Consider the following 19366-nt stretch of genomic DNA (forward strand, 5'->3'; position numbering starts at 1 on the left):
GCTGGGAGTGGAAGTACAGTGATGTATGGAGCGGACCAGTACTAATCAATCGAGGACTTAACCAAAAAAACGGTGTCGATATGAAGATAAATAATTCAACTCCAGTTTTGAGTGAATACTCACTCAACAGAATAGGTAATAAAAGTGCGGTGGCGATGGCAAAAAGGATACACCTGTAACCATGCCGAACACAGAAGTTAAGCTTTTTAGCGCCGAGGGTAGTGAAGGGTTTCCCTTTGTGAGAGTAGGACGGTGCCGTGCTTTTATTAGTTATCCGGCATAGCTCAGTTGGTAGTAGCGCATGACTGTTAATCATGATGTCGTAGGTTCGAGTCCTACTGCCGGAGTTGTTTTTATGGATGTAGTATTTGAATCTGGAGAGTTGTCCGAGTGGCCGAAGGAGCATGATTGGAAATCATGTAGGCGGTGATAACTGTCTCAAGGGTTCAAATCCCTTACTCTCCGTAAACTTTAAGGCCCGTTGGTCAAGCGGTTAAGACACCGCCCTTTCACGGCGGTAACACGGGTTCGATTCCCGTACGGGTCATTAATTATAGAAATATAATTAATGGTTAGTTGAATATAATCCAATAATAGGTTCCGTGGTGTAGGGGTTAACATGCCTGCCTGTCACGCAGGAGATCGCGGGTTCAAATCCCGTCGGGACCGTATTTATTGGCGCAGTAGCTCAGTTGGTAGAGCAACGGATTGAAGCTCCGTGTGTCGGCAGTTCGATTCTGTCTTGCGCCATTTGGAGGGATAGCGAAGTGGCTAAACGCGGCGGACTGTAAATCCGCTCCTTTGGGTTCGGCAGTTCGAATCTGCCTCCCTCCATTATAATAGGGGTATAGTTTAGTGGTAGAACTACGGTCTCCAAAACCGTCAGCGTGGGTTCGAGTCCTACTACCCCTGTTTAATTTAATATGGCGATTGTGGTGAAGTGGTTAACACATCGGATTGTGGTTCCGACATGCGTGGGTTCGATCCCCATCAGTCGCCCTTTTATTTATGGGCTATAGCCAAGCGGTAAGGCAACGGACTTTGACTCCGTCACTCGTTGGTTCGAATCCAGCTAGCCCAGTTTTAAGTAGCGGCGGTATAGCCAAGTGGTAAGGCAGAGGTCTGCAACACCTTCATCATCGGTTCAAATCCGGTTACCGCCTTTTTCTAATTAATATATATGCCGGCGTGGCGGAATTGGCAGACGCGCTGGACTCAAAATCCTGTGCCCGCAAGGGCGTGCCGGTTCGACCCCGGCCGCCGGTATTAGTTAGATTTTTTAAAATAAATATATGGCGATTGTGGTGAAGTGGTTAACACATCGGATTGTGGTTCCGACATGCGTGGGTTCGATCCCCATCAGTCGCCCTTTTATTTATGGGCTATAGCCAAGCGGTAAGGCAACGGACTTTGACTCCGTCACTCGTTGGTTCGAATCCAGCTAGCCCAGTTTATTTTTTTGGCCCGTTGGTCAAGCGGTTAAGACACCGCCCTTTCACGGCGGTAACACGGGTTCGATTCCCGTACGGGTCATAATGTATTATTTAAATCATTCCAGTATGAAAGGCGCAATAGCTCAGTTGGTAGAGCAACGGATTGAAGCTCCGTGTGTCGGCAGTTCGATTCTGTCTTGCGCCATTTGGAGGGATAGCGAAGTGGCTAAACGCGGCGGACTGTAAATCCGCTCCTTTGGGTTCGGCAGTTCGAATCTGCCTCCCTCCATTTTTTAATTAAAAATAATATGGCGATTGTGGTGAAGTGGTTAACACATCGGATTGTGGTTCCGACATGCGTGGGTTCGATTCCCATCAGTCGCCTTTTTTTTTTGGGCTATAGCCAAGCGGTAAGGCAACGGACTTTGACTCCGTCACTCGTTGGTTCGAATCCAGCTAGCCCAGTAACTTTTATTAGTGCATTGATAGAAAGAATAATTATTTTAAGTAATGAGAGCCGAATGGTTTTTGTTGCTTATTTGTTTGTCTTTAAAAATGAGTAATGTTCTATATTTATAGTTTCAAAAGCTTACAAATTCATGAGCTATATTTTGATTAGTTTAATTTTATTAATAAACCCATCTAGTGGTCTGCTAGAAAATGGAATATGTTGGTAAATATTATTCAAAATACTAATTGAATCAGACATTAATTCGTTGTTCAATAACAATAGGTCAGGGAAAGCTTATAAATTTTAGTTAATTCCTTGTTTAGACTAAGTAAATAGCCCCCTTATATCAGTCTTAGGCGAAGTGCTTTTAAATAAACGATAGTAGCGATATCATTAGAATTTTTTAAGAAGAGTTCCAAATGTGATTTATATAGTCTTTCAAATCAAGTAAAACTTGAGTACAGTGGTTATGAGACATGTGAATCTCTTTTTTTTAAAATGTGGTTTTGTCACTTTAATTTATCTGGAAAATTCATCTACATCAAAAATTATACAGCCATAAAAGTAAAAGAGGATAATACCTGAATAAGTATTATCCTCTTTTTAATGTGTAAACAATAATTGGGCTTGTTTTAAGTTAAGATGAAAAGTTTGTTTTGAATGATTAATTGTAAAAACCATTAATTCATTAAAACTGTCAATTGTAATTATATTAATCGTGTCTCCGATTTTCAAATCTATAGATGCTAAATAGTTAAGAATAAGTGAGTCATCCAGCACTCTTTCAAGAATGATACTCTCTCCAGATTGGCAAGTTGCGATTGACTTAAGTGCAGATTCACGGTAGTTATCAACCGTAGGAATGATACCGCCATGCGGGCATGTTTTTGGTTCATCTAAGTATTTGTATAAACGATTAAAGAAAATAGGATCTTTAACATGCTCTAATTCTTCTGATAAATGATGAATTTCATGAAGTGAGTAGCCTAATTTTGTAAATAAAAATGTTTCGATAATACGATGATTTCTAATGATGCTGATTGTTTGATTTAATCCCGCTAGTGTTAATTTTACACCAGTATAAGGTTTGTATTCTAATAATTGATCGTCACGGAGTTTTTCAACCATTTCTGTAACGGATGCAGGTGAGACTTTTAAATGGTTTGAGAGTGTTTTGTTTGAAACAAATTCGTCAATACCATTATTTTCATAGATAGCTTTTAAATAGTCTTCTTTATTACTTGATGATTTTGCCATAGCACCCTCCACGTGATTGAGATATTTTGTCTAACTAATCTAGTATACCATAATTTTTAGAAATTATATAAACATTAAAGTAGTTTTATATTTTTTTGAATTTAGCTGTGATATACTTAGGTAGAATATTAGAAAGCGAGGAATAATGCATGACAGTTTTTTATTGGTATCCTAAATGTTCTACATGTAAAAAAGCAAAAGCGTGGTTAGAAGAACATCATATCATATATGAAGAAATTAATATGATTGAACACCCTCCTGCTAAAGAGTTGCTTATTGAATGGATGGAAAATAATAAATATCCAATTCGACGTTTTTTTAATACAAGTGGTGCCAGATATCGTGAACAGCATTTAAAAAATATTGTTAATGATTTTTCTATAGATGAAGCAGCAGGCCGGCTGACTGTTGATGGAATGCTGATAAAACGTCCGATTATGCTTTTGGATAATAATCAGGTATTACTTGGTTTTAAAGAATTAGATTATGAGCAAGCTTTTTTAAAATAGTAGAGGTGAATAAAAAATTATGACAGATAAGAATTTGTGGATCAAAGAAGAAGATGATTTAATTGTTGTCGGCCTAACGGTATCTGCACAAGATGATTTGGGGAAAATCAGTTTTGCATCTTTTCCTAAAGTAGGACAAAAAGTTTCACAAGGTGACGAAATTATAGAACTTGAAGCTGAAAAAGCAGTTGTTGAATATGAATCACCTGTGTCTGGTAAGATAGTAGAAATTAATAATCAAGATGTTACATTACTGGATGAACCAAAAGCTTGGTTATATAAGGTAAAAAAATAGTGAAAAAATGACAAACTATTAGAGGTTTGTCATTTTTTCTTTTTAAATTCAGATAATTAACTATATGACATTTCGCTTATGTTCAATTTGTGTTAAAATTAATTTGATAACTTGTGAAAAAATTATATAGATTATATGAAGTGAGGAATGTTATATGGCATTAGTTAAAATAGTATATGCGAGTATGACGGGTAATACCGAAGAAATATCTGAAATAATTGAAGATAAGTTTGTTGATGAAGGATTAGATGTCGAACGTGAAGAGTGTTCTGATGTTGATTCGGATTTTTTTGATGACGCAGATGTTTGTGTTATTGCAACATATACTTATGGAGATGGAGACCTTCCATTTGAATTTGAAGATTTTTTCTCAGATCTTCCTGATGAAGATTTGACAGGTAAAATTTATGGAGTTGTCGGTTCTGGAGACACAGAGTATGGTGAATTTTATTGTCAATCGGCGCGTGATTTTATCGAACAATTTGAAAAAACTGGTGCTAAAAGAGGTGCTGAATTAGTCTGTATAGAACATAATGCAGAAGATGAAGATTATGATTTATTGCAAGGATTTGTTGATGAATTGACAGAAGCTGTGAATCAATAAATTTTTTATTAATAAAAGAGAAGGTGTAAAGATGGCACGTAAAATCACAATGGATGGTAATACGGCAGCAGCTTATATATCATACGCATTTACTGAGGTTGCTGCAGTTTATCCAATAACTCCAAGCTCGACAATGGCGGAAGTGGTAGAAGAATGGTCAGTAAAAAATCGTAAAAATATCTTTGGAGAACCGGTGCAAGTCGTCAGTCTGCAGTCAGAAGCTGGGGCTGCAGGCACAGTGCATGGTTCTTTAAAAACAGGTGTTCTAACGTCTACCTATACTGCGTCACAAGGCTTATTATTAATGATTCCAAATATGTACAAAATTGCGGGAGAGTTACTCCCATCAGTCTTTCATGTGGCTAGTCGTGCGGTAACGACTAATGCGTTAAGTATTTTTGGCGATCATGGAGATGTGATGGCCGCGCGACAGACTGGTTTTTGCATGTTGGCTGAAAGTTCAGTACAGGAAGTAATGGATTTATCGGCGGTAGCTCATTTAGCTAGTATCAAGGCTAGTTTGCCATTTATTAATTTCTTTGATGGGTTTAGAACTAGCCATGAATTACAGAAAATAGAGACAATTCCTTATGATGAATTAGCTGAATTAGTGGACCAAGATGCATTGGCTCATTTTAGGTCAAGAGGGATGAACCCGAACCGTCCGAATGTCTCTGGGACGGCACAAAATCCAGATATTCATTTTCAACAAAGAGAAACAATAAATGGACATTATGAAGAAGTTCCTAAAATTGTTCAAAATTATATGAAACAAATAAATAATATTAGAGGAACAGATTATGATTTAACCAATTATTACGGTGCATCTGATGCTACTGAAGTAATAATTTCAATGGGTTCTGTGTCACCGACGATTCGTCAGACGGTTGATTATTTGAATAAAAAAGGCTGTAAAGTGGGCCACATTAATATACATTTATATCGACCATTTCCAACTGATAATTTGCTGGAAAAACTACCTGCAACAGTTGAAAAGGTCGCTGTTTTAGATAGGACTAAAGAACCAGGTGCTGATGGTGAGCCGTTGCTGTTAGATATTCAAAGTGCATTATATCGGCATATCAACCGCCCTATTGTAATCGGTGGGCGTTATGGTCTAGGATCTAAAGATGTGGCTCCAAATCAGATTAAAGCTATTTTTGATCATCTAAGACTTTCTCCTGATGATTTGAAGTATCGATTTACTATAGGTATTACTGACGATGCAACACATCTATCATTGCCATTGGGACCGCAATTGGATTTAACACCAAATAATATTTTTCAAGCGAAATTCTGGGGGTTTGGTTCAGACGGTACAGTAGGAGCGAACAAACAAGCCATTAAAATAATTGGTAATCATACAGATAAGTATGCACAAGGTTATTTTGCATATGATTCGAAAAAATCTGGCGGTTTGACTATCTCACATATTCGCTTTGGCGAGGAACCGATTGATTCCACTTATTATGTTGAACAGGCAGATTTTATCGGATGTCATAACGCTTCATATATTCATAAATATGATTTAATTAATTCATTAAAACAAAGTGGTACTTTTATTTTAAATACTACTTGGGATGAACAACGTGTCAAACGATTGCTGCCTAAACGTTTGAAAAAAATGCTTGCAGATAAGCAAGCCGACTTTTATATTATCGATGCTATGTCTTTATCGCAAGAAGCGGGGCTTGGCAGACGGATTAATACTGCCATGTCTACAGCTTTCTTCGAGTTAACCAATTTATTGACACGTGACGAATTTATTCCATATTTAAAGGACGAAGTTGAGAAAGCATATGGCAAAAAATCCGAAGAAATTGTGCGGCGTAATCATCAAGTAATCGATGAGACGTGTGAGCATATTGTCAAAATTAACATACCTGATGAATGGCATGAAATCGTTGTTGAAGAAGAAGTCATTGATCTTAATAAACCAAAATACGTTAGAGAAATTTTAGAACCTGTAAATCGCCAAGAGGGTGATTCATTAAGTGTGAAGCAGTTGATAGATAACGGCATGATAGATGGAACGATTCCAAGCGGTACTGCGGCATACGAAAAACGCGGTGTTGCATTAGAGGTTCCAGAATGGTTGCCGGAAACGTGCACAATGTGTAATGAATGTGCGTTTGTTTGTCCGCATGCAGCGATTAGACCATTTTTAGCGGATGATGAAGAAATGCAGGAAGCACCAGAAGGTTTTATTACGCGTGAAATGAAAGGTGCAGACGGTTTACTTTATCGAATTCAGGTATCTTTGGAAGATTGTACTGGTTGTGGATTATGTGTTGAAGCTTGTCCAGCAAAAGAAAAAGCATTAGTTATGCGTCCATATTCAGAACAAAAGGATGAAGCAGTCAACTGGGCTTTTGCAATGACACTTAAACAGAAAGCTAATCCGGTAAAGAAAAAAGAAAGTATTAAAGGGTCACAATTTGAGAAACCGCTGATTGAATTTTCGGGAGCATGCTCTGGCTGTGGTGAAACATCCTACGTAAAATTACTGACACAACTTTATGGCGACCGTCTTATGATGTCAAACGCTACTGGTTGCTCATCTATTTGGGGAGGTTCAGCGCCTGCTACACCATATACAACAAATGATGAAGGTCAAGGTCCTGCATGGAGCAATTCTTTACTGGAAGATAATGCTGAATATGGGTACGGTATGTATATTGCAAATAAGACACAGCGTCTGCATCTTAAACATCAGATGGAACGAGTTATAGAAGACTCAATCGGTTCAGATTCATTGCGAGAACTCATGGTAGATTGGATAGACCACATGTTTGAAGGTGAAGGCTCTAGACAACGATCTACTAAATTGGAAGCAGCTTTATTAGAGGAAGTAGCCTTCTATCCAGAATTATTGCCAGTGTATGAACAACGAGATCTTTTTGTAAAACCAAGCCAATGGATAATTGGAGGCGATGGTTGGGCTTATGATATAGGTTTCAGCGGTTTGGATCATGTATTAGCTAGTGGTGAGGACGTTAATTTATTTGTTATGGATAATGAAATGTATTCAAATACAGGTGGTCAAGTATCTAAAGCAACGCCAACTGGGGCAATTACAAAATTTACTGCGTCGGGTAAACGAACAGCTAAGAAAGATCTGGGTATGATGGCAATGACCTATGGACATGTTTATGTCGCACAAGTTTCCTTAAATGCTAATCCGGCACAAACAATAAAGGCAATTGCTGAAGCTGAAGCTTATCCGGGACCATCACTAATTATTGGTTTTGTTCCATGTATTAATCATGGAATAAAAGGCGGTATGAGTCATGCAATTGATTTTTCTAAGGAAGCTGTCGAATCAGGGTATTGGCCATTATATCGATATAATCCGTTATTAATGGAAAAGGGTAAAGAACCAATGAGAATTGATTCTAAAAAAACAAATTATGATATGTTACCAGACTTCTTTAAACTTCAAACGCGTTTTTCTGCATTAAACAATGTTTTAAAAGATGAAGAGGAAGTATCACATCTTTTAGAAAAATCAGCAGATGATGCTATTGAAAAGAATCAACGATATAAAGAACTTAGTGGCAAATAAGAAAAAGGAGGCAGCCTGTTCAGGTTGCCTCCTTTTTAATTTGCAATGAATGAATGCTGGATAGTGTCCCGGCCTTTTGCTTTCGCGATATACATTTCTTTATCAGCTAATTCAAAAATATCTTGATAAGATTTTTGAATATTATCTGCAGGGGAAGTTTGTTCAACAGTAATTATTCCAATTGATAATGTCAGTTTGATTTCGTTTTCTTCAATTATTAGTGGATGATTTTTTAAGTAAAGCTGTATAGTTTGACAGTATTTTATTGGTGACACAATGGTATCATCAAAAAGAATTGCAAATTCATCCCCGCCGATTCTAAAACCAAGAATGTTAGAATTATTCGTGACCGAGTTAATAGCCTTGCCGAGGTGAACTAAAATATCATCACCAAATAAATGTCCATAATGGTCATTTATTTCCTTAAATTCATCACCATCAATAATAGCTAATGAAAAAAAACTACGCTGATGCATTGCCTGTGTGTAAAAATTTTCTAGAAATAGTGAAAACACATGTTTATTGTATAGATTTGTTAATAAATCAAATGTTGACCGTTCTTTATAACTGATAACTTTTTTAAACATATTAATAATGTTATCTAAAATGATAGAAGTAATTAAAAATAAAAGAGTGTATAAAAAAATATAAATCGTCACATTGATAATCATGTTATTTGTCCAAGCTGGATAATAAATAAAGAATAGAATAAAAAAACGTGTCATTAAAGAATAACTTAGGTAGATAATCCCCGATTGCCTTAATGTTAAATGTCGATTGTAGATTGACCAGCTGATTAATAAAATAATAAATATAAACAAAGTATTATCGATATAATTGATTAATGGAGTGTCTAAAAGAAAGAACTGAATATTTTTAAACATCATAATAATGATGGCAGCAATACCGCCAATCATTGGCGCCCCATAGATGATGGAGAAGTAAACAGGTAAATAGCGAACATCAATATAAAACTCTCCGCTTATTGAAATACCGTTAAATGAAATTAGAATACCTAGACAACCCACAAGAACACCGAGAATAATTTTGACGCGTGTTGATAAAACAAGACGGGGCGACTCAGGTGCAAAAGAGAATTTCGTTTCTTGTTCATTTTTCATAGATATATATATGGCTGTAAAGTAAAATAAAAAGATACTACTAATGATTAATGAAACATTGATGACAATGAGATTGATAAACTCAAATATCATAAATTAGTTACTCCTCTTCAATGTGTTGTACTTCTTTAACCATAGTATCACTGAGCTTAAAGAGTTTATTAATGGAAATTCTAATAGTTGCCCAATCTTGATTTGAGGGGACATCATCAATAACAATTAATTTTTGAACAGGTAAAATATTAGTATTGAAAGTCGTAATGATTAAATCATATTTATTAAAGTAAGCAGGATCAATATTATCTAGAAAGACAACAAGATCTTTATACTCAGTTAAATTTATTTTGTGTCTGAAATTTTTTCGTATCATTTCTGCTAAAAAATGACAGTGTTCTTCACCTAAATCACTTATTACGAGTACTTGTACTTTAACCTTCTTTTCTTCCAGTAATTCTGAAAGATTTCCCCATTTGACCATGATATTGTATAAGATAACATAATTATATGATGAAAACCACGGGAATCTAGTATTGCTCTCCATTGATTTAAGCACTTTTTCCACGACACTGCTGAAGAAAGGAAAATTGTTTTTAATTGTCTTACCACTATAGTAATATTTATCAAAAATTATATAATTACGATAAGGATATACTTTGTGGAAGAGATAAAGATGCACTAAGTAATCTTCAATTTCATCTGCAATTTTATTATTTAAAGTTAAGTCAAAAACATCTCGGATTGTTTTAATAAGTTGTCGTATTTCTTTAGTAATATCTAGCCTTTCTTGTTCATTTGTCCAATTATTTCGATGGTAAAATAGTGAATATGCCAAGTCAGTAATGAGGTAATTATCATAAGTAATGTCTAATTGTTCACATATTTTTAATAATTGCGGTTTTGATTTTTCAAGTATTTTAGTAAAACGTTTGTTTTCTATTGAATTAGCGATGGACCGCTCGATATAAAAACCTTGACTGATACGAATTAGGCTGGTGCATACTAAATTGGTTAATTTCATTACTTGGTTTGACTGGATATTTTTATTGTGGGAATTTAGTAAAGATAAAACAAAGTCGATGGTGTCTTTTTTATTCATTGGATAAGGCCATTCTGTGACTGAATAAGCTTCTCTGAAAAAACTAGTAAAAAATAGTCGGACATTTAACTCAGTTTCACCAATAATACGACAAGGCTTTTTTTCTAAAGTTAAGCTGTAATTAGTTAACGACAATGTCAGTTCGTTGATAATCCGGTATAAAGAAGATTCACTAATAAACAGCGTTTCACCCCATTTCTCAATACTTTTGGTTGTATCAAAGAAGATGGCGTCTAATAAACGAAATGAGTCAGAGTTTTTGAAAACATAATTATAGACCAGCATAACATGACTACTAGGCAATGTCGTAAGTCTCACTCCGTTTTTCTTCGATGTTTCTATTAAAAGGTGTGGATACCAATTATCTTTTAAATAGCTTATATCATTATTTATTGTTCGTAAGGAAGCATTATTTAACTTAGCTAATTCATTTGAACTAGTCCAACCTGGCGCTTCATTCAACTGTTCGATAATTCTCAATCTTCTCTGCATCGGAATATCTAATAAATCACGCAAAGTAACCCCTCCCTTTGAGATTTTTTCACAGTATATATAGTAAAGATACACTATTTTATACAATAAATCTACAGAATGAAACAAGGATCTTATTTAACAATTAGGAGAAATAAGATTATTAGGAAATAAGACTAACTAAATTCAAATTTGTCTGTTATTATTGTAGCAAGAGATGAAATGGGAGGAAGTAAAACTATGTTTATGCCATATTATGTATTTGATCCAACGTATGGATTAGTAATTATTGGTTTGTTGATTTCGTTAGCAGCTTCAAGCTATGTAAAGAGTACGTACAATAAGTATTCTAAAGTGTCTAGCAAAAAAGGACATACAGCTAGTGAAGTTTCAAGTATGCTGTTAAGAGATGCTGGAATTAAAGATGTCGGTGTACAAAAAATTTCAGGTGATTTAACAGATAATTATAATTCGCATACTAAAATACTCAGTTTATCTGAAACAGTGTCTGATTCGACATCCGTTGCTGCGATAGGTGTTGCAGCTCATGAATGTGGTCATGCGATTCAAGACCAGAAAAAGTATACCCCTTTAAAACTGCGTAGTGTTATGGTACCAGTTGTAAACTTCAGTGCACAAATATCAATTCCTTTAATAATTATCGGCTCAATATTCTTTAGTAGTATGCCATTTTTAGTTTATATTGGTATTATCTGCTTTGCGTTAACATTTTTATTTCAAGTTGTTACGCTTCCAGTAGAATTTAACGCATCTCGCCGTGCGTTAGCAGTATTGTCAGATAACCATTTACTGGACGATGATGAATTAGTGATGGCACGCAAGGTATTAACTGCTGCTGCGCTGACTTATGTAGCTGCGACTATCGCATCATTGTTGCAACTTTTACGATTAATTTTAATTTTTGGCAACCAAAATCGCCGTAATTAGGGATGGCTGATAATTAAATAACACAGAGTCAAATCAGTCATATTTTTTAATGATAAACCTGTACGTTCATAGAATTTATCCATGCGGTATTGCAAGGTATTTCTATGAAGGTACATTTTTTTTGCCGTTGAAGCTAGATTGCCTTGTTCCTGCCAAAGTGTTGTTACAATGTCATGCATGTCTTGATTTTTAGCTAGAATTAGACGAATAGATTGCATAATCGAACTTTTTTCAATACTTTCTTTGGTTAAGTATTGTAAAGCAACACTTTGGAAAGAGAAACTGGTAATTTTATCAACTTGATAGTTAAAAAAGATTCGTTGCTCTTCTTTGAAGGTTTCCGTAAAATTGTTTGACATTGGCTGGTACATACCAATATATAATTCGGGGCGTAGTAAAAAATCACTTTCGAGTGTTAAAATCATACCTTCAATATCTGTATCTGAGTATTGCAAGGCTTCTTTTTTTTCAATAACAATCGCGTAAGTTTCTGTGATAAAAAAATAGTCTTCAACAGAATGGAATAAAGCAGTAAAACAAGTTAACCAGTCGGAAGCAACAGATTTATTAACAGTGTCTGGTAGTTTTAGTTGAAATATGCGGAATGTTCCATCATCCATTGCGATATCTTGATGATTGAATAAAAAATTATACCACAATCGATTTTTAAACTTTTCATTTTTTGCATCCGTTTGAAATAAAGCCTGTAATAGTTTTATTTCACGCTCAGTTAAATCTTTTTTTGGAATATTGAACCAAACGCCTTCAACGTAAAGTGATAAGTAATTTGATAGTCCTGGCGTATTAGAATTTTCAATATTATAATTAGGATAGATTTTTTTTAATTCGGAAAGATTCATAATATAATAGTCCTTTCAAATTGTTTTAAATTAGTGTAACATAATTAAATTATTATTTGTTATTAGTTAGTATGAATCAATGTAATAGTTATGAGGAGGGCACATGAAAATATCAGTATTAACTGGGGAACAAAAAAAGTATTTTATGAAGGAAGCTATTTTAGAAGCTAAAAAAGCTGAATTGATTAATGAGGTTCCAATAGGGGCAATCGTTGTTTTGGATGGAAAAATCATCGGAAGAGGACACAATGTAAGAGAATTGTCACAGGATGCTACTACTCATGCTGAATTATTGGCGATAAAGGATGCTAATCGTAAGTTAGGTAGTTGGCGTCTTGAAAGAGCTCAGTTATTTGTAACTTTAGAGCCATGTCCAATGTGCAGCGGTGCAATCCTAATGTCACGTATTGATGAAGTCTTTTATGGTGCTAAAGATCCAAAAGGCGGTACAGTTGACAGCTTAATGAATTTATTACAGGATAACCGTTTTAATCATATGTCATATGTAGAATCAGGTATCTTAGAAAATGAATGCGGTCAATTACTAACAGATTTTTTTAAAAAATTAAGAAACCGAAAGAAAAAACAAAAAAAGACTAGTATTTCAGATAGAAGTTTAGTATAATAAGTTTTGCCGAAAGGCTAGGACAATGGTAGGCTCGCTAAGCGTGTCAGATCTGGAAGGAAGCAGCACTACGTGAGTGCTACCATGTGTCTAATATAAATAGGCCGGTTATAGGCTTTTTTTTTATAGAAAAAAATAAAAGTATGAAATACTTAAAAAATAATTATCTATGACTTGATACTGAGAAAATGCCAGATAGTTAATTTTTAAAGTTTTTTTGAATACAATAAGTTATTTTAAATACGTATGTTTTAGAAAAAAATAGTGAAAAAAATCTGGAAAACTTTACAAAACTATCAAAATTAGTATAGAATTAAAATTAAAGAAAGATTAGAAAGATGAGAAAGGGGTAAAAATATGATTTCGTTTAAAAATGTTGAAAAATATTATGGTGATTTTCATGCATTAAAGAATATCAATTTAGAGATTAATGAGGGCGAGGTTGTCGTTGCAATTGGACCATCTGGGTCTGGTAAAAGTACGATGCTTCGCTGTATTAATGCTTTAGAAGAGATAACCACTGGGGAGTTAATCGTTAATAATGTTAACATTCATGATCCTAAGACGAATTTAAATGAGGTACGTAAAAATCTGGGCATGGTTTTTCAACACTTTAATTTATATCCTAATATGACTGTATTAGAAAATGTGACACTTGCACCACTTAAAGTATTAAAGGAAAGTAAAGAAGAGGCTGTTGCTAAGGCTGAAAAATTACTAGAACGAGTTGGTATGTTGGATAAAAAAGATAATTATCCGTCCCAATTATCTGGTGGACAACAGCAGCGTATTGCTATTGCGCGCAGTTTGGCAATGTCACCAGATGTCATGTTGTTTGATGAACCAACATCAGCCCTTGATCCTGAAATGGTAGGCGAGGTTTTGGATGTTATGAAATCTTTAGCAGATGAATCTGGTATGACCATGGTTGTGGTGACACACGAAATGGGATTTGCACGTGAAGTTGCTGATAGAGTTATCTTTATGGCTGATGGCCAAATTCTTGAAGATCGGGAATCTGAATCCTTCTTTGATAATCCTCAAGAAGAACGAGCTAAACAATTTCTAAGTAAAATTATCAATCATTAAAAAGAGGAGGGAAAACAACATGAAATTAAGACAAAAAATCATGTCTGTTGCAAGCATCCTTCTTTTAATTATTCTTTTTGCAGGCTGCGGTAAAAATAAATTATCCGATGAAAGTACTGCTGAACGAATAAAACAATCTGATAAGATTGTTTGGGGTGTAAAAAATGATACCAAACTTTTTGGTTTGATGAACATTGAAACAAGACAAGTAGAGGGATTTGATATTGATATTGCTAAGGCGATAACTAAAGAAATTCTAGGGTCATCTAAGAAAGCTGATTTTGTCGAAGTTACATCAAAGACAAGAATTCCATTATTAAAAAATGGAAATATCGATGCTATTATTGCGACAATGACCATTAGTGATGAACGAAAAAAGCAGGTTGACTTCTCAGATATTTATTTTAAAGCTGGACAATCCTTGTTGGTAAAAAAAGGCAGCGATGTCAAAACAGTTGCCGATTTAAATAATGGTAAAACTGTTCTAGCAGTTAAAGGATCGACTTCAGCTGAAAATATCCGAAAAGCTGCTCCGCAAGCTAAAGTGTTAGAGCTGGAAAACTATGCAGAAGCATTTACGGCATTACAGTCAGATCAGGGTGAAGCGATGACAACAGACAACAGTATTTTGATGGGAATGGCAGCTGAAAATCCAGGCTACGTGTTGACTGGTGGTAATTTTACTGATGAACCGTATGGTATAGCTATTAATAAGGGACAAAAAGAATTCCAGGTACAGATAAATCAAGCGCTTGAAAAAATAACTAAAGACGGTACATATAATAAAATATATAAAAAATGGTTTAATGAAGAGTCTAAATAGAAAGAGGTGGAGTAAATGGCAGAAATATGGGCAAATTATCAGAGTGCAATTTTTTCAGGTTTAAAAGTAACCATTATTGCTAGTTTGATTGCTTTACTCTTCAGTCTAATTATTGGGACAGTAATGGCAATTTTTCAAGTATCTCATAGTAAGGGTTTGCGTCGTTTTGGCGAGATTTATGTTAACTTTTTTCGTAATATTCCGTTAATTATTATTGTGATGTTTTTCTTTGTTGTACTACCGATGTATGGTTTTAAATTTAACGGGATCACTTCTGGGACAATTGGGCTAACACTCTACACATCAGCCTTTATTGCAGATACTGTTAGAGCGGGAATTGAAGGTATTCCAAAAGGACAATTAGAGGCTGGAATGGCTTCAGGTCTGACATATGTACAAGCAATGAGATATATTATTCTTCCGCAAGCATTTAAAATTGTTATCCCGCCGTTAGGGAATCAATTTATTAACTTAGTTAAGAATTCATCTATTTTATCTATTGTTACGGGTGCTGATTTGATGTATCAAGGCGACTTGATTGCCAGTACGACATTTAATACATTGGGGACATATACGTTAATTGGCTTATTCTATTTATTTTTAACGTTGCCGCTATCTTATTTGATGAAATATTTAGAAACACGACTAGTATACAGTTAAGAGAGGAGACCGATTATGTCAGAGGCATTTACATTCGCTAATTTGCGATTTATTTTTGATGGATTAATGGTCACTCTCGAAGTGGCAATTGTATCTATTATTTTTAGCTTTATTATTGGCGGATTACTAGGTGTAATTCGTTATATGAAAATTCCGATTGTTTCAGTCATTGTAGGCTTTGTAATTGATATTATTCGTAATTTACCTTTATTATTAATTATTTTCTTTACCTATTTTGCCTTACCACAGATTGGAATTCAATTCAGTATTTTTTGGTCAGCTGTAGTCGCTATGACTATTTTTGAATCAGCGATGCTGTCTGAGATTATTCGCGGTGGCTTGTTAGCCGTTCCCAAAGGGCAGATTGAGGCCGGACGGTCAACTGGTTTAACAACAGTTCAGACGCTGTATTACATTGTACTTCCACAAGGAGTAAAACTCATGGTTCCACCGATTGTCAGCCAATTTGTCTCATTAATCAGGGATACATCGTTGGCGGTAGTTATCTCGTTACCGGAATTAACACATAATGTAAAGATTATTTACGCACAAAAACCATCGACAGTTTTATGGATGTTTTTAATTATGGCAATTTGCTATTTTGTTATATGTTTTTCATTATCACAATACTCAAAACGATTTGAAATAACTCATGCGAAATAGCGTATTAAATGAGCGGTAGGAATAGACACTATTCTATTGCTCTTTTTTTATTTTTTTGTCACAATATTGTTAGTATAAATAAAAGAGGTAAGTTATGAAAACAAAAGATCGAATTTTATTTTTTCTAGAAAAGAACAAAGGACATTATGTTTCTGGCAGTAAATTGGCAGAATCACTGGGGATTTCGAGAAATGCTGTTTGGAAAAATATCAAACAACTTGAAAGTGACGGTTATTGCATAGAGGCGAAAACAAATCTAGGCTACCGATTGGTTGAAACGTCGGACAAGTTGACATTGAGTGCGATAAAATCCGGTTTAGAGAATACGTACCAAAAGCTGCCGGTCCACGTATTTGATTCAATAGATTCTACTAACAGGTACGCAAAAGAGTTAGCGAATAATCAAATTACTCACGGTACTATTGTTGTGGCAGATGAACAAACTAATGGTAAAGGACGTTACGGAAAAACGTTTGAGTCTCCTGCTTCTTCAGGTATGTATATTAGTTTTGTGTTAGATCCGTCGTTAATCGATCTAAATAATATTAGTTTAGTTACACTTTATACAGCCGTTTGTGTTCAACAAACTATTCATGAAGCCACAGGAATTAGTTTGAGTATAAAATGGGTGAATGATTTATATTACCACGATAAAAAGGTTTGTGGCATTTTAACAGAGGCAATAACAAATGTTGAGAATAGTGAAGTAAAATCACTTGTTGTGGGGATTGGACTGAATATTTCAACAGTACATCATAATTTTTCAACTGAAGTTAGAAAAATTGCATCTTCATTATTTGAAAAAAGTGGGCAAACAATCAATCGCAACGAATTAACCACCTTATTTATAAATAATTTTTTAGCAGGATTATCGAGCATTGATGAAGACCGATTGATTAAGTTATACGATTCGTTTTTAATGTGGAAAAATGAAAAAGTAAATGTGATCCGTGGTAATCAGGTGTCTTCTGGTATTGTTAGAGGGATTGCAACGAATGGTAATTTAGTGTTAGAGGACTCTGTAGGAGAAATTCATACGTTTAACTCTGGTGAAATTCAAATAAAAAAATAATTGTCACCTAAATAATTATATAGGTTTACAATTAGGCGCTACTAATTTATACTTCTAAAAAAGGAGTGTAGTACAATGCAAAAATTTTCAGCGCGTCAAATAAGTTTAATTGGACTAGCAGTATCTTTAATTATCATCATTTCTCAAATAAGTATTCCAATGCCTTACGGTGTTCCTATGACACTGCAAACTTTGATTATTCCAGTAGTTGGTATTTTATTAGGTAAACGGGATGGAACAATAGCTATATGTATATATTTAATTTTGGGTTTAATTGGATTTCCAGTATTTGCAGGTTTTTCTGGTAGTATCTTATCGTTTATTGGGCCAACTGGGGGATTTCTATTAAGTTTTCCCATCATGGCGTATTTAGCTGGTCAGTGGTCCGATGATAATGTGAAAGTTTATATTGGCCTTATTTTAGGCACATTTATTAATTTAACCATCGGTACTTTATATTTTAGCTGGGTGACAGGGAGCACATTAAAAGTGGCGTTTATCGCTTGTTTTGCGCCATTTATTTTTACAGCAATTATTAAGATTGTGTTAGCAGGATTTATTGGGATGAAAAGTAAAAGAATATTATATAAGAAAATTAAGGTATAAAAAAAGAATTCGACGATTAGTTGTCGAATTCTTTTTTTAAGATATGGCGATTATGCAGTGGTTGAATGGTCCGATGGTTGTGATCATACCACTTAGTAATTTGTGCTAATTGTTTTTCAGATATTTCAATTAAATCAGGCATAACATACCATTCAACATTTTCTGTTAATGGGGGTGTCGTTAGAGAACCAAGATAGTGATAGAAAGTATGATTTTCAGGGAACAGTTTCTCCAAATCGACAAAGTGATCTGTGGATTTTTCTTCCATAATCTCAATAATCTGATTGAATACATCATTTTCTTTACCTAACATAAACAGAATGCCGATTACAGCAACTTTACCACTTTGAGCTTGATGAACAAAATGTAATTCTAATGGAAAATGTGTGTTATTGATAGTGTGTTCACTGTGTGCGTGGAAATGGAATTGTTGTAAATGAAAAATTCTGCCATTTATTGTTGCCTTTCCAGTCACATTACCTTGAATAGCATAGCCGGTGTCAATAATTTCATCCACTGTTGTAGAGTAATCAAGAATAATTTCACCAACATCTTCCATTAATTCTGCTTTTGTTTCATCTATATTGATGGGAGATTGCGACATCGCTGTGTCGAAACACCAGTTATGCTGTTCAAGATAATTCCAATCAATTGTTGTTGTTGCTTTTTTCATTAACGTCACCTCAAAAAACTTTTTTAATCAGTCTAGCTTACCTTTTTGAATAATAGCAATTGTAACGCTTGTGAAAAATCATGAAAACTATGATTTTGGAAAAAGAAGGGTACTTTGCATTAAGTAGACAATTTCATACTTTAAAGTTAAGTTAATCAGCTGATGTTTTATGAGATAATTTGATTGTGGTAAATCTGAAAGGTAGCAAAGGAATTGTTTTTTTTCAGATGTATCTGCTTTATTTTTAAAATAACCCCATATATGCTGGTACGCATTTGTCAGTGAACCAATTGATGGCTCGTATGTATAGGCATCAGCTAGTAGTTGAATAAATTTTTGATGCTTATGTTCAGTCCATTCATTATTTCGAAATAGTTCTCTGATTTGCTGATAATGTTTTTGAGAGTGTGCCATAATAGCATATTTTTCTTGTGCCCATTTTTCTTGATCCTGTTTTAAAATATTCATTGTGATACAATCCTTTCTTTTTTAGTCTACACCTATTGTTAAAAACACGCTATAATTATATTAAGAGCGTCGAATCG

The 19366-nt window shown here is 34.6% G+C and carries 18 protein-coding genes, 18 tRNA genes, 1 rRNA gene and 1 other RNA gene; 32 read left to right on the top strand and 6 right to left on the bottom strand.

All coding sequences use genetic code 11. The features are described 5' to 3' along the window. Positions 1 to 145 precede the first annotated feature (145 nt). The 19 genes from rrf (at position 146) to CBF37_RS07645 (ending at position 1898) form a co-directional block, all read left to right on the top strand. Positions 146 to 261 (top strand): 5S ribosomal RNA (gene rrf / locus CBF37_RS07555). A 12-nt stretch (positions 262 to 273) separates the two neighbouring features. Next, positions 274 to 347 (top strand) — tRNA-Asn (locus CBF37_RS07560). A gap of 29 nt (positions 348 to 376) precedes the next feature. Continuing rightward, positions 377 to 465 (top strand) — tRNA-Ser (locus tag CBF37_RS07565). 10 nt (positions 466 to 475) lie between these two features. After that, positions 476 to 547, top strand: a tRNA-Glu gene (locus CBF37_RS07570). A gap of 49 nt (positions 548 to 596) precedes the next feature. Beyond that, positions 597 to 669, top strand: a tRNA-Asp gene (locus CBF37_RS07575). 8 nt (positions 670 to 677) lie between these two features. Beyond that, a tRNA-Phe gene (locus CBF37_RS07580) sits at positions 678 to 750 on the top strand. Between the two features lie 3 nt (positions 751 to 753). Next, positions 754 to 834, top strand: a tRNA-Tyr gene (locus CBF37_RS07585). Positions 835 to 841: 7 nt separating this feature from the next. Beyond that, positions 842 to 912, top strand: a tRNA-Trp gene (locus CBF37_RS07590). A 14-nt stretch (positions 913 to 926) separates the two neighbouring features. Beyond that, positions 927 to 999, top strand: a tRNA-His gene (locus CBF37_RS07595). 10 nt (positions 1000 to 1009) lie between these two features. Beyond that, a tRNA-Gln gene (locus tag CBF37_RS07600) sits at positions 1010 to 1081 on the top strand. An 11-nt stretch (positions 1082 to 1092) separates the two neighbouring features. Next, positions 1093 to 1163: transfer RNA gene (locus tag CBF37_RS07605), tRNA-Cys, on the top strand. 19 nt (positions 1164 to 1182) lie between these two features. Further along, positions 1183 to 1266, top strand: a tRNA-Leu gene (locus CBF37_RS07610). Positions 1267 to 1295: 29 nt separating this feature from the next. Beyond that, positions 1296 to 1368, top strand: a tRNA-His gene (locus CBF37_RS07615). A gap of 10 nt (positions 1369 to 1378) precedes the next feature. Next, positions 1379 to 1450, top strand: a tRNA-Gln gene (locus tag CBF37_RS07620). A gap of 11 nt (positions 1451 to 1461) precedes the next feature. After that, positions 1462 to 1533, top strand: a tRNA-Glu gene (locus CBF37_RS07625). A gap of 32 nt (positions 1534 to 1565) precedes the next feature. After that, positions 1566 to 1638: transfer RNA gene (locus CBF37_RS07630), tRNA-Phe, on the top strand. 3 nt (positions 1639 to 1641) lie between these two features. Then, positions 1642 to 1722: transfer RNA gene (locus CBF37_RS07635), tRNA-Tyr, on the top strand. A 22-nt stretch (positions 1723 to 1744) separates the two neighbouring features. Beyond that, a tRNA-His gene (locus tag CBF37_RS07640) sits at positions 1745 to 1817 on the top strand. A 9-nt stretch (positions 1818 to 1826) separates the two neighbouring features. Continuing rightward, positions 1827 to 1898, top strand: a tRNA-Gln gene (locus CBF37_RS07645). Between the two features lie 589 nt (positions 1899 to 2487). Here CBF37_RS07645 and CBF37_RS07650 read toward each other — a convergent pair. Next, a complete protein-coding gene (locus CBF37_RS07650; RefSeq protein ID WP_125984159.1) occupies positions 2488 to 3141 on the bottom strand; it encodes a metal-dependent transcriptional regulator in 654 nt (217 codons plus the stop codon). 149 nt (positions 3142 to 3290) lie between these two features. Here CBF37_RS07650 and CBF37_RS07655 point away from each other — a divergent pair, with 149 nt between their 5' ends. The 4 genes from CBF37_RS07655 (at position 3291) to nifJ (ending at position 8114) form a co-directional block, all read left to right on the top strand. Next, complete coding sequence (locus CBF37_RS07655) at positions 3291 to 3650, top strand: arsenate reductase family protein (protein WP_125984160.1); 360 nt, start codon at positions 3291 to 3293, stop codon at positions 3648 to 3650. A 19-nt stretch (positions 3651 to 3669) separates the two neighbouring features. Then, entirely contained in the window at positions 3670 to 3945 is a 276-nt protein-coding gene (locus CBF37_RS07660; protein ID WP_125984161.1) for a glycine cleavage system H family protein, read from the top strand. A gap of 154 nt (positions 3946 to 4099) precedes the next feature. Further along, positions 4100 to 4549, top strand: a complete 450-nt coding sequence (locus CBF37_RS07665; protein ID WP_125984162.1) for a flavodoxin — start codon at positions 4100 to 4102, stop codon at positions 4547 to 4549. 31 nt (positions 4550 to 4580) lie between these two features. Further along, a complete protein-coding gene (gene nifJ / locus CBF37_RS07670; RefSeq protein ID WP_240626687.1) occupies positions 4581 to 8114 on the top strand; it encodes a pyruvate:ferredoxin (flavodoxin) oxidoreductase in 3534 nt (1177 codons plus the stop codon). Between the two features lie 35 nt (positions 8115 to 8149). Here nifJ and CBF37_RS07675 read toward each other — a convergent pair whose 3' ends face one another. Together CBF37_RS07675 and CBF37_RS07680 are read right to left on the bottom strand one after the other, a co-directional pair. Continuing rightward, entirely contained in the window at positions 8150 to 9328 is a 1179-nt protein-coding gene (locus tag CBF37_RS07675; protein ID WP_125984163.1) for a GGDEF domain-containing protein, read from the bottom strand. Between the two features lie 7 nt (positions 9329 to 9335). Then, the gene (locus CBF37_RS07680; protein WP_125984164.1) at positions 9336 to 10847 is read right to left on the bottom strand and encodes an AcpB/EbpR/MafR family transcriptional regulator; all 1512 of its coding nucleotides are present in this window, start codon (positions 10845 to 10847) and stop codon (positions 9336 to 9338) included. A 201-nt stretch (positions 10848 to 11048) separates the two neighbouring features. Between CBF37_RS07680 and CBF37_RS07685 the strand changes: the two genes are divergently transcribed. Continuing rightward, positions 11049 to 11750: a zinc metallopeptidase gene (locus CBF37_RS07685; protein WP_125984229.1), complete on the top strand. Its 702-nt coding sequence runs from the start codon at positions 11049 to 11051 to the stop codon at positions 11748 to 11750. Here the strand turns inward: CBF37_RS07685 and CBF37_RS07690 are convergent. After that, positions 11747 to 12610, bottom strand: a complete 864-nt coding sequence (locus CBF37_RS07690) for a helix-turn-helix domain-containing protein (RefSeq protein WP_125984165.1) — start codon at positions 12608 to 12610, stop codon at positions 11747 to 11749. The genes CBF37_RS07685 and CBF37_RS07690 overlap by 4 nt on opposite strands. Before the next feature lie 103 nt (positions 12611 to 12713). On the opposite strand from CBF37_RS07690, the gene tadA reads away from it, so the two are divergent. From tadA to CBF37_RS07730, 8 genes are all read left to right on the top strand, one after another. Continuing rightward, on the top strand, positions 12714 to 13235 hold the full coding sequence (gene tadA / locus CBF37_RS07695; protein ID WP_125984166.1) for a tRNA adenosine(34) deaminase TadA: 522 nt from the start codon (positions 12714 to 12716) through the stop codon (positions 13233 to 13235). A 14-nt stretch (positions 13236 to 13249) separates the two neighbouring features. Then, positions 13250 to 13336: signal recognition particle sRNA small type (gene ffs, locus CBF37_RS07700), an RNA gene on the top strand. A 256-nt stretch (positions 13337 to 13592) separates the two neighbouring features. Beyond that, a complete protein-coding gene (locus CBF37_RS07705) occupies positions 13593 to 14324 on the top strand; it encodes an amino acid ABC transporter ATP-binding protein (protein WP_125984167.1) in 732 nt (243 codons plus the stop codon). Between the two features lie 19 nt (positions 14325 to 14343). Beyond that, positions 14344 to 15147: a transporter substrate-binding domain-containing protein gene (locus tag CBF37_RS07710; RefSeq protein ID WP_125984168.1), complete on the top strand. Its 804-nt coding sequence runs from the start codon at positions 14344 to 14346 to the stop codon at positions 15145 to 15147. Between the two features lie 15 nt (positions 15148 to 15162). After that, complete coding sequence (locus CBF37_RS07715) at positions 15163 to 15807, top strand: amino acid ABC transporter permease (protein ID WP_125984169.1); 645 nt, start codon at positions 15163 to 15165, stop codon at positions 15805 to 15807. Positions 15808 to 15822: 15 nt separating this feature from the next. Then, a complete protein-coding gene (locus CBF37_RS07720; RefSeq protein WP_125984170.1) occupies positions 15823 to 16470 on the top strand; it encodes an amino acid ABC transporter permease in 648 nt (215 codons plus the stop codon). Between the two features lie 94 nt (positions 16471 to 16564). Then, positions 16565 to 17542 carry a biotin--[acetyl-CoA-carboxylase] ligase gene (locus CBF37_RS07725; RefSeq protein WP_125984171.1) on the top strand — a complete coding sequence of 326 codons (978 nt, stop codon included), beginning with the start codon at positions 16565 to 16567 and terminating at the stop codon, positions 17540 to 17542. Positions 17543 to 17617: 75 nt separating this feature from the next. Next, positions 17618 to 18148 (top strand): biotin transporter BioY, encoded by a 531-nt coding sequence (locus CBF37_RS07730; protein WP_125984172.1) that lies wholly within the window; start codon positions 17618 to 17620, stop codon positions 18146 to 18148. 16 nt (positions 18149 to 18164) lie between these two features. On the opposite strand, the gene CBF37_RS07735 is transcribed toward CBF37_RS07730, so the two are convergent. Beyond that, positions 18165 to 18821: a carbonic anhydrase family protein gene (locus CBF37_RS07735; RefSeq protein ID WP_125984173.1), complete on the bottom strand. Its 657-nt coding sequence runs from the start codon at positions 18819 to 18821 to the stop codon at positions 18165 to 18167. Positions 18822 to 18908: 87 nt separating this feature from the next. Then, the gene (locus CBF37_RS07740; protein ID WP_125984174.1) at positions 18909 to 19289 is read right to left on the bottom strand and encodes a YbgA family protein; all 381 of its coding nucleotides are present in this window, start codon (positions 19287 to 19289) and stop codon (positions 18909 to 18911) included. Between the last annotated feature and the right edge of the window lie 77 nt (positions 19290 to 19366).

The sequence above is a fragment of the Vagococcus vulneris genome (assembly GCF_003950515.1).
Classification (GTDB): Bacteria; Bacillota; Bacilli; order Lactobacillales; family Vagococcaceae; genus Vagococcus; species Vagococcus vulneris.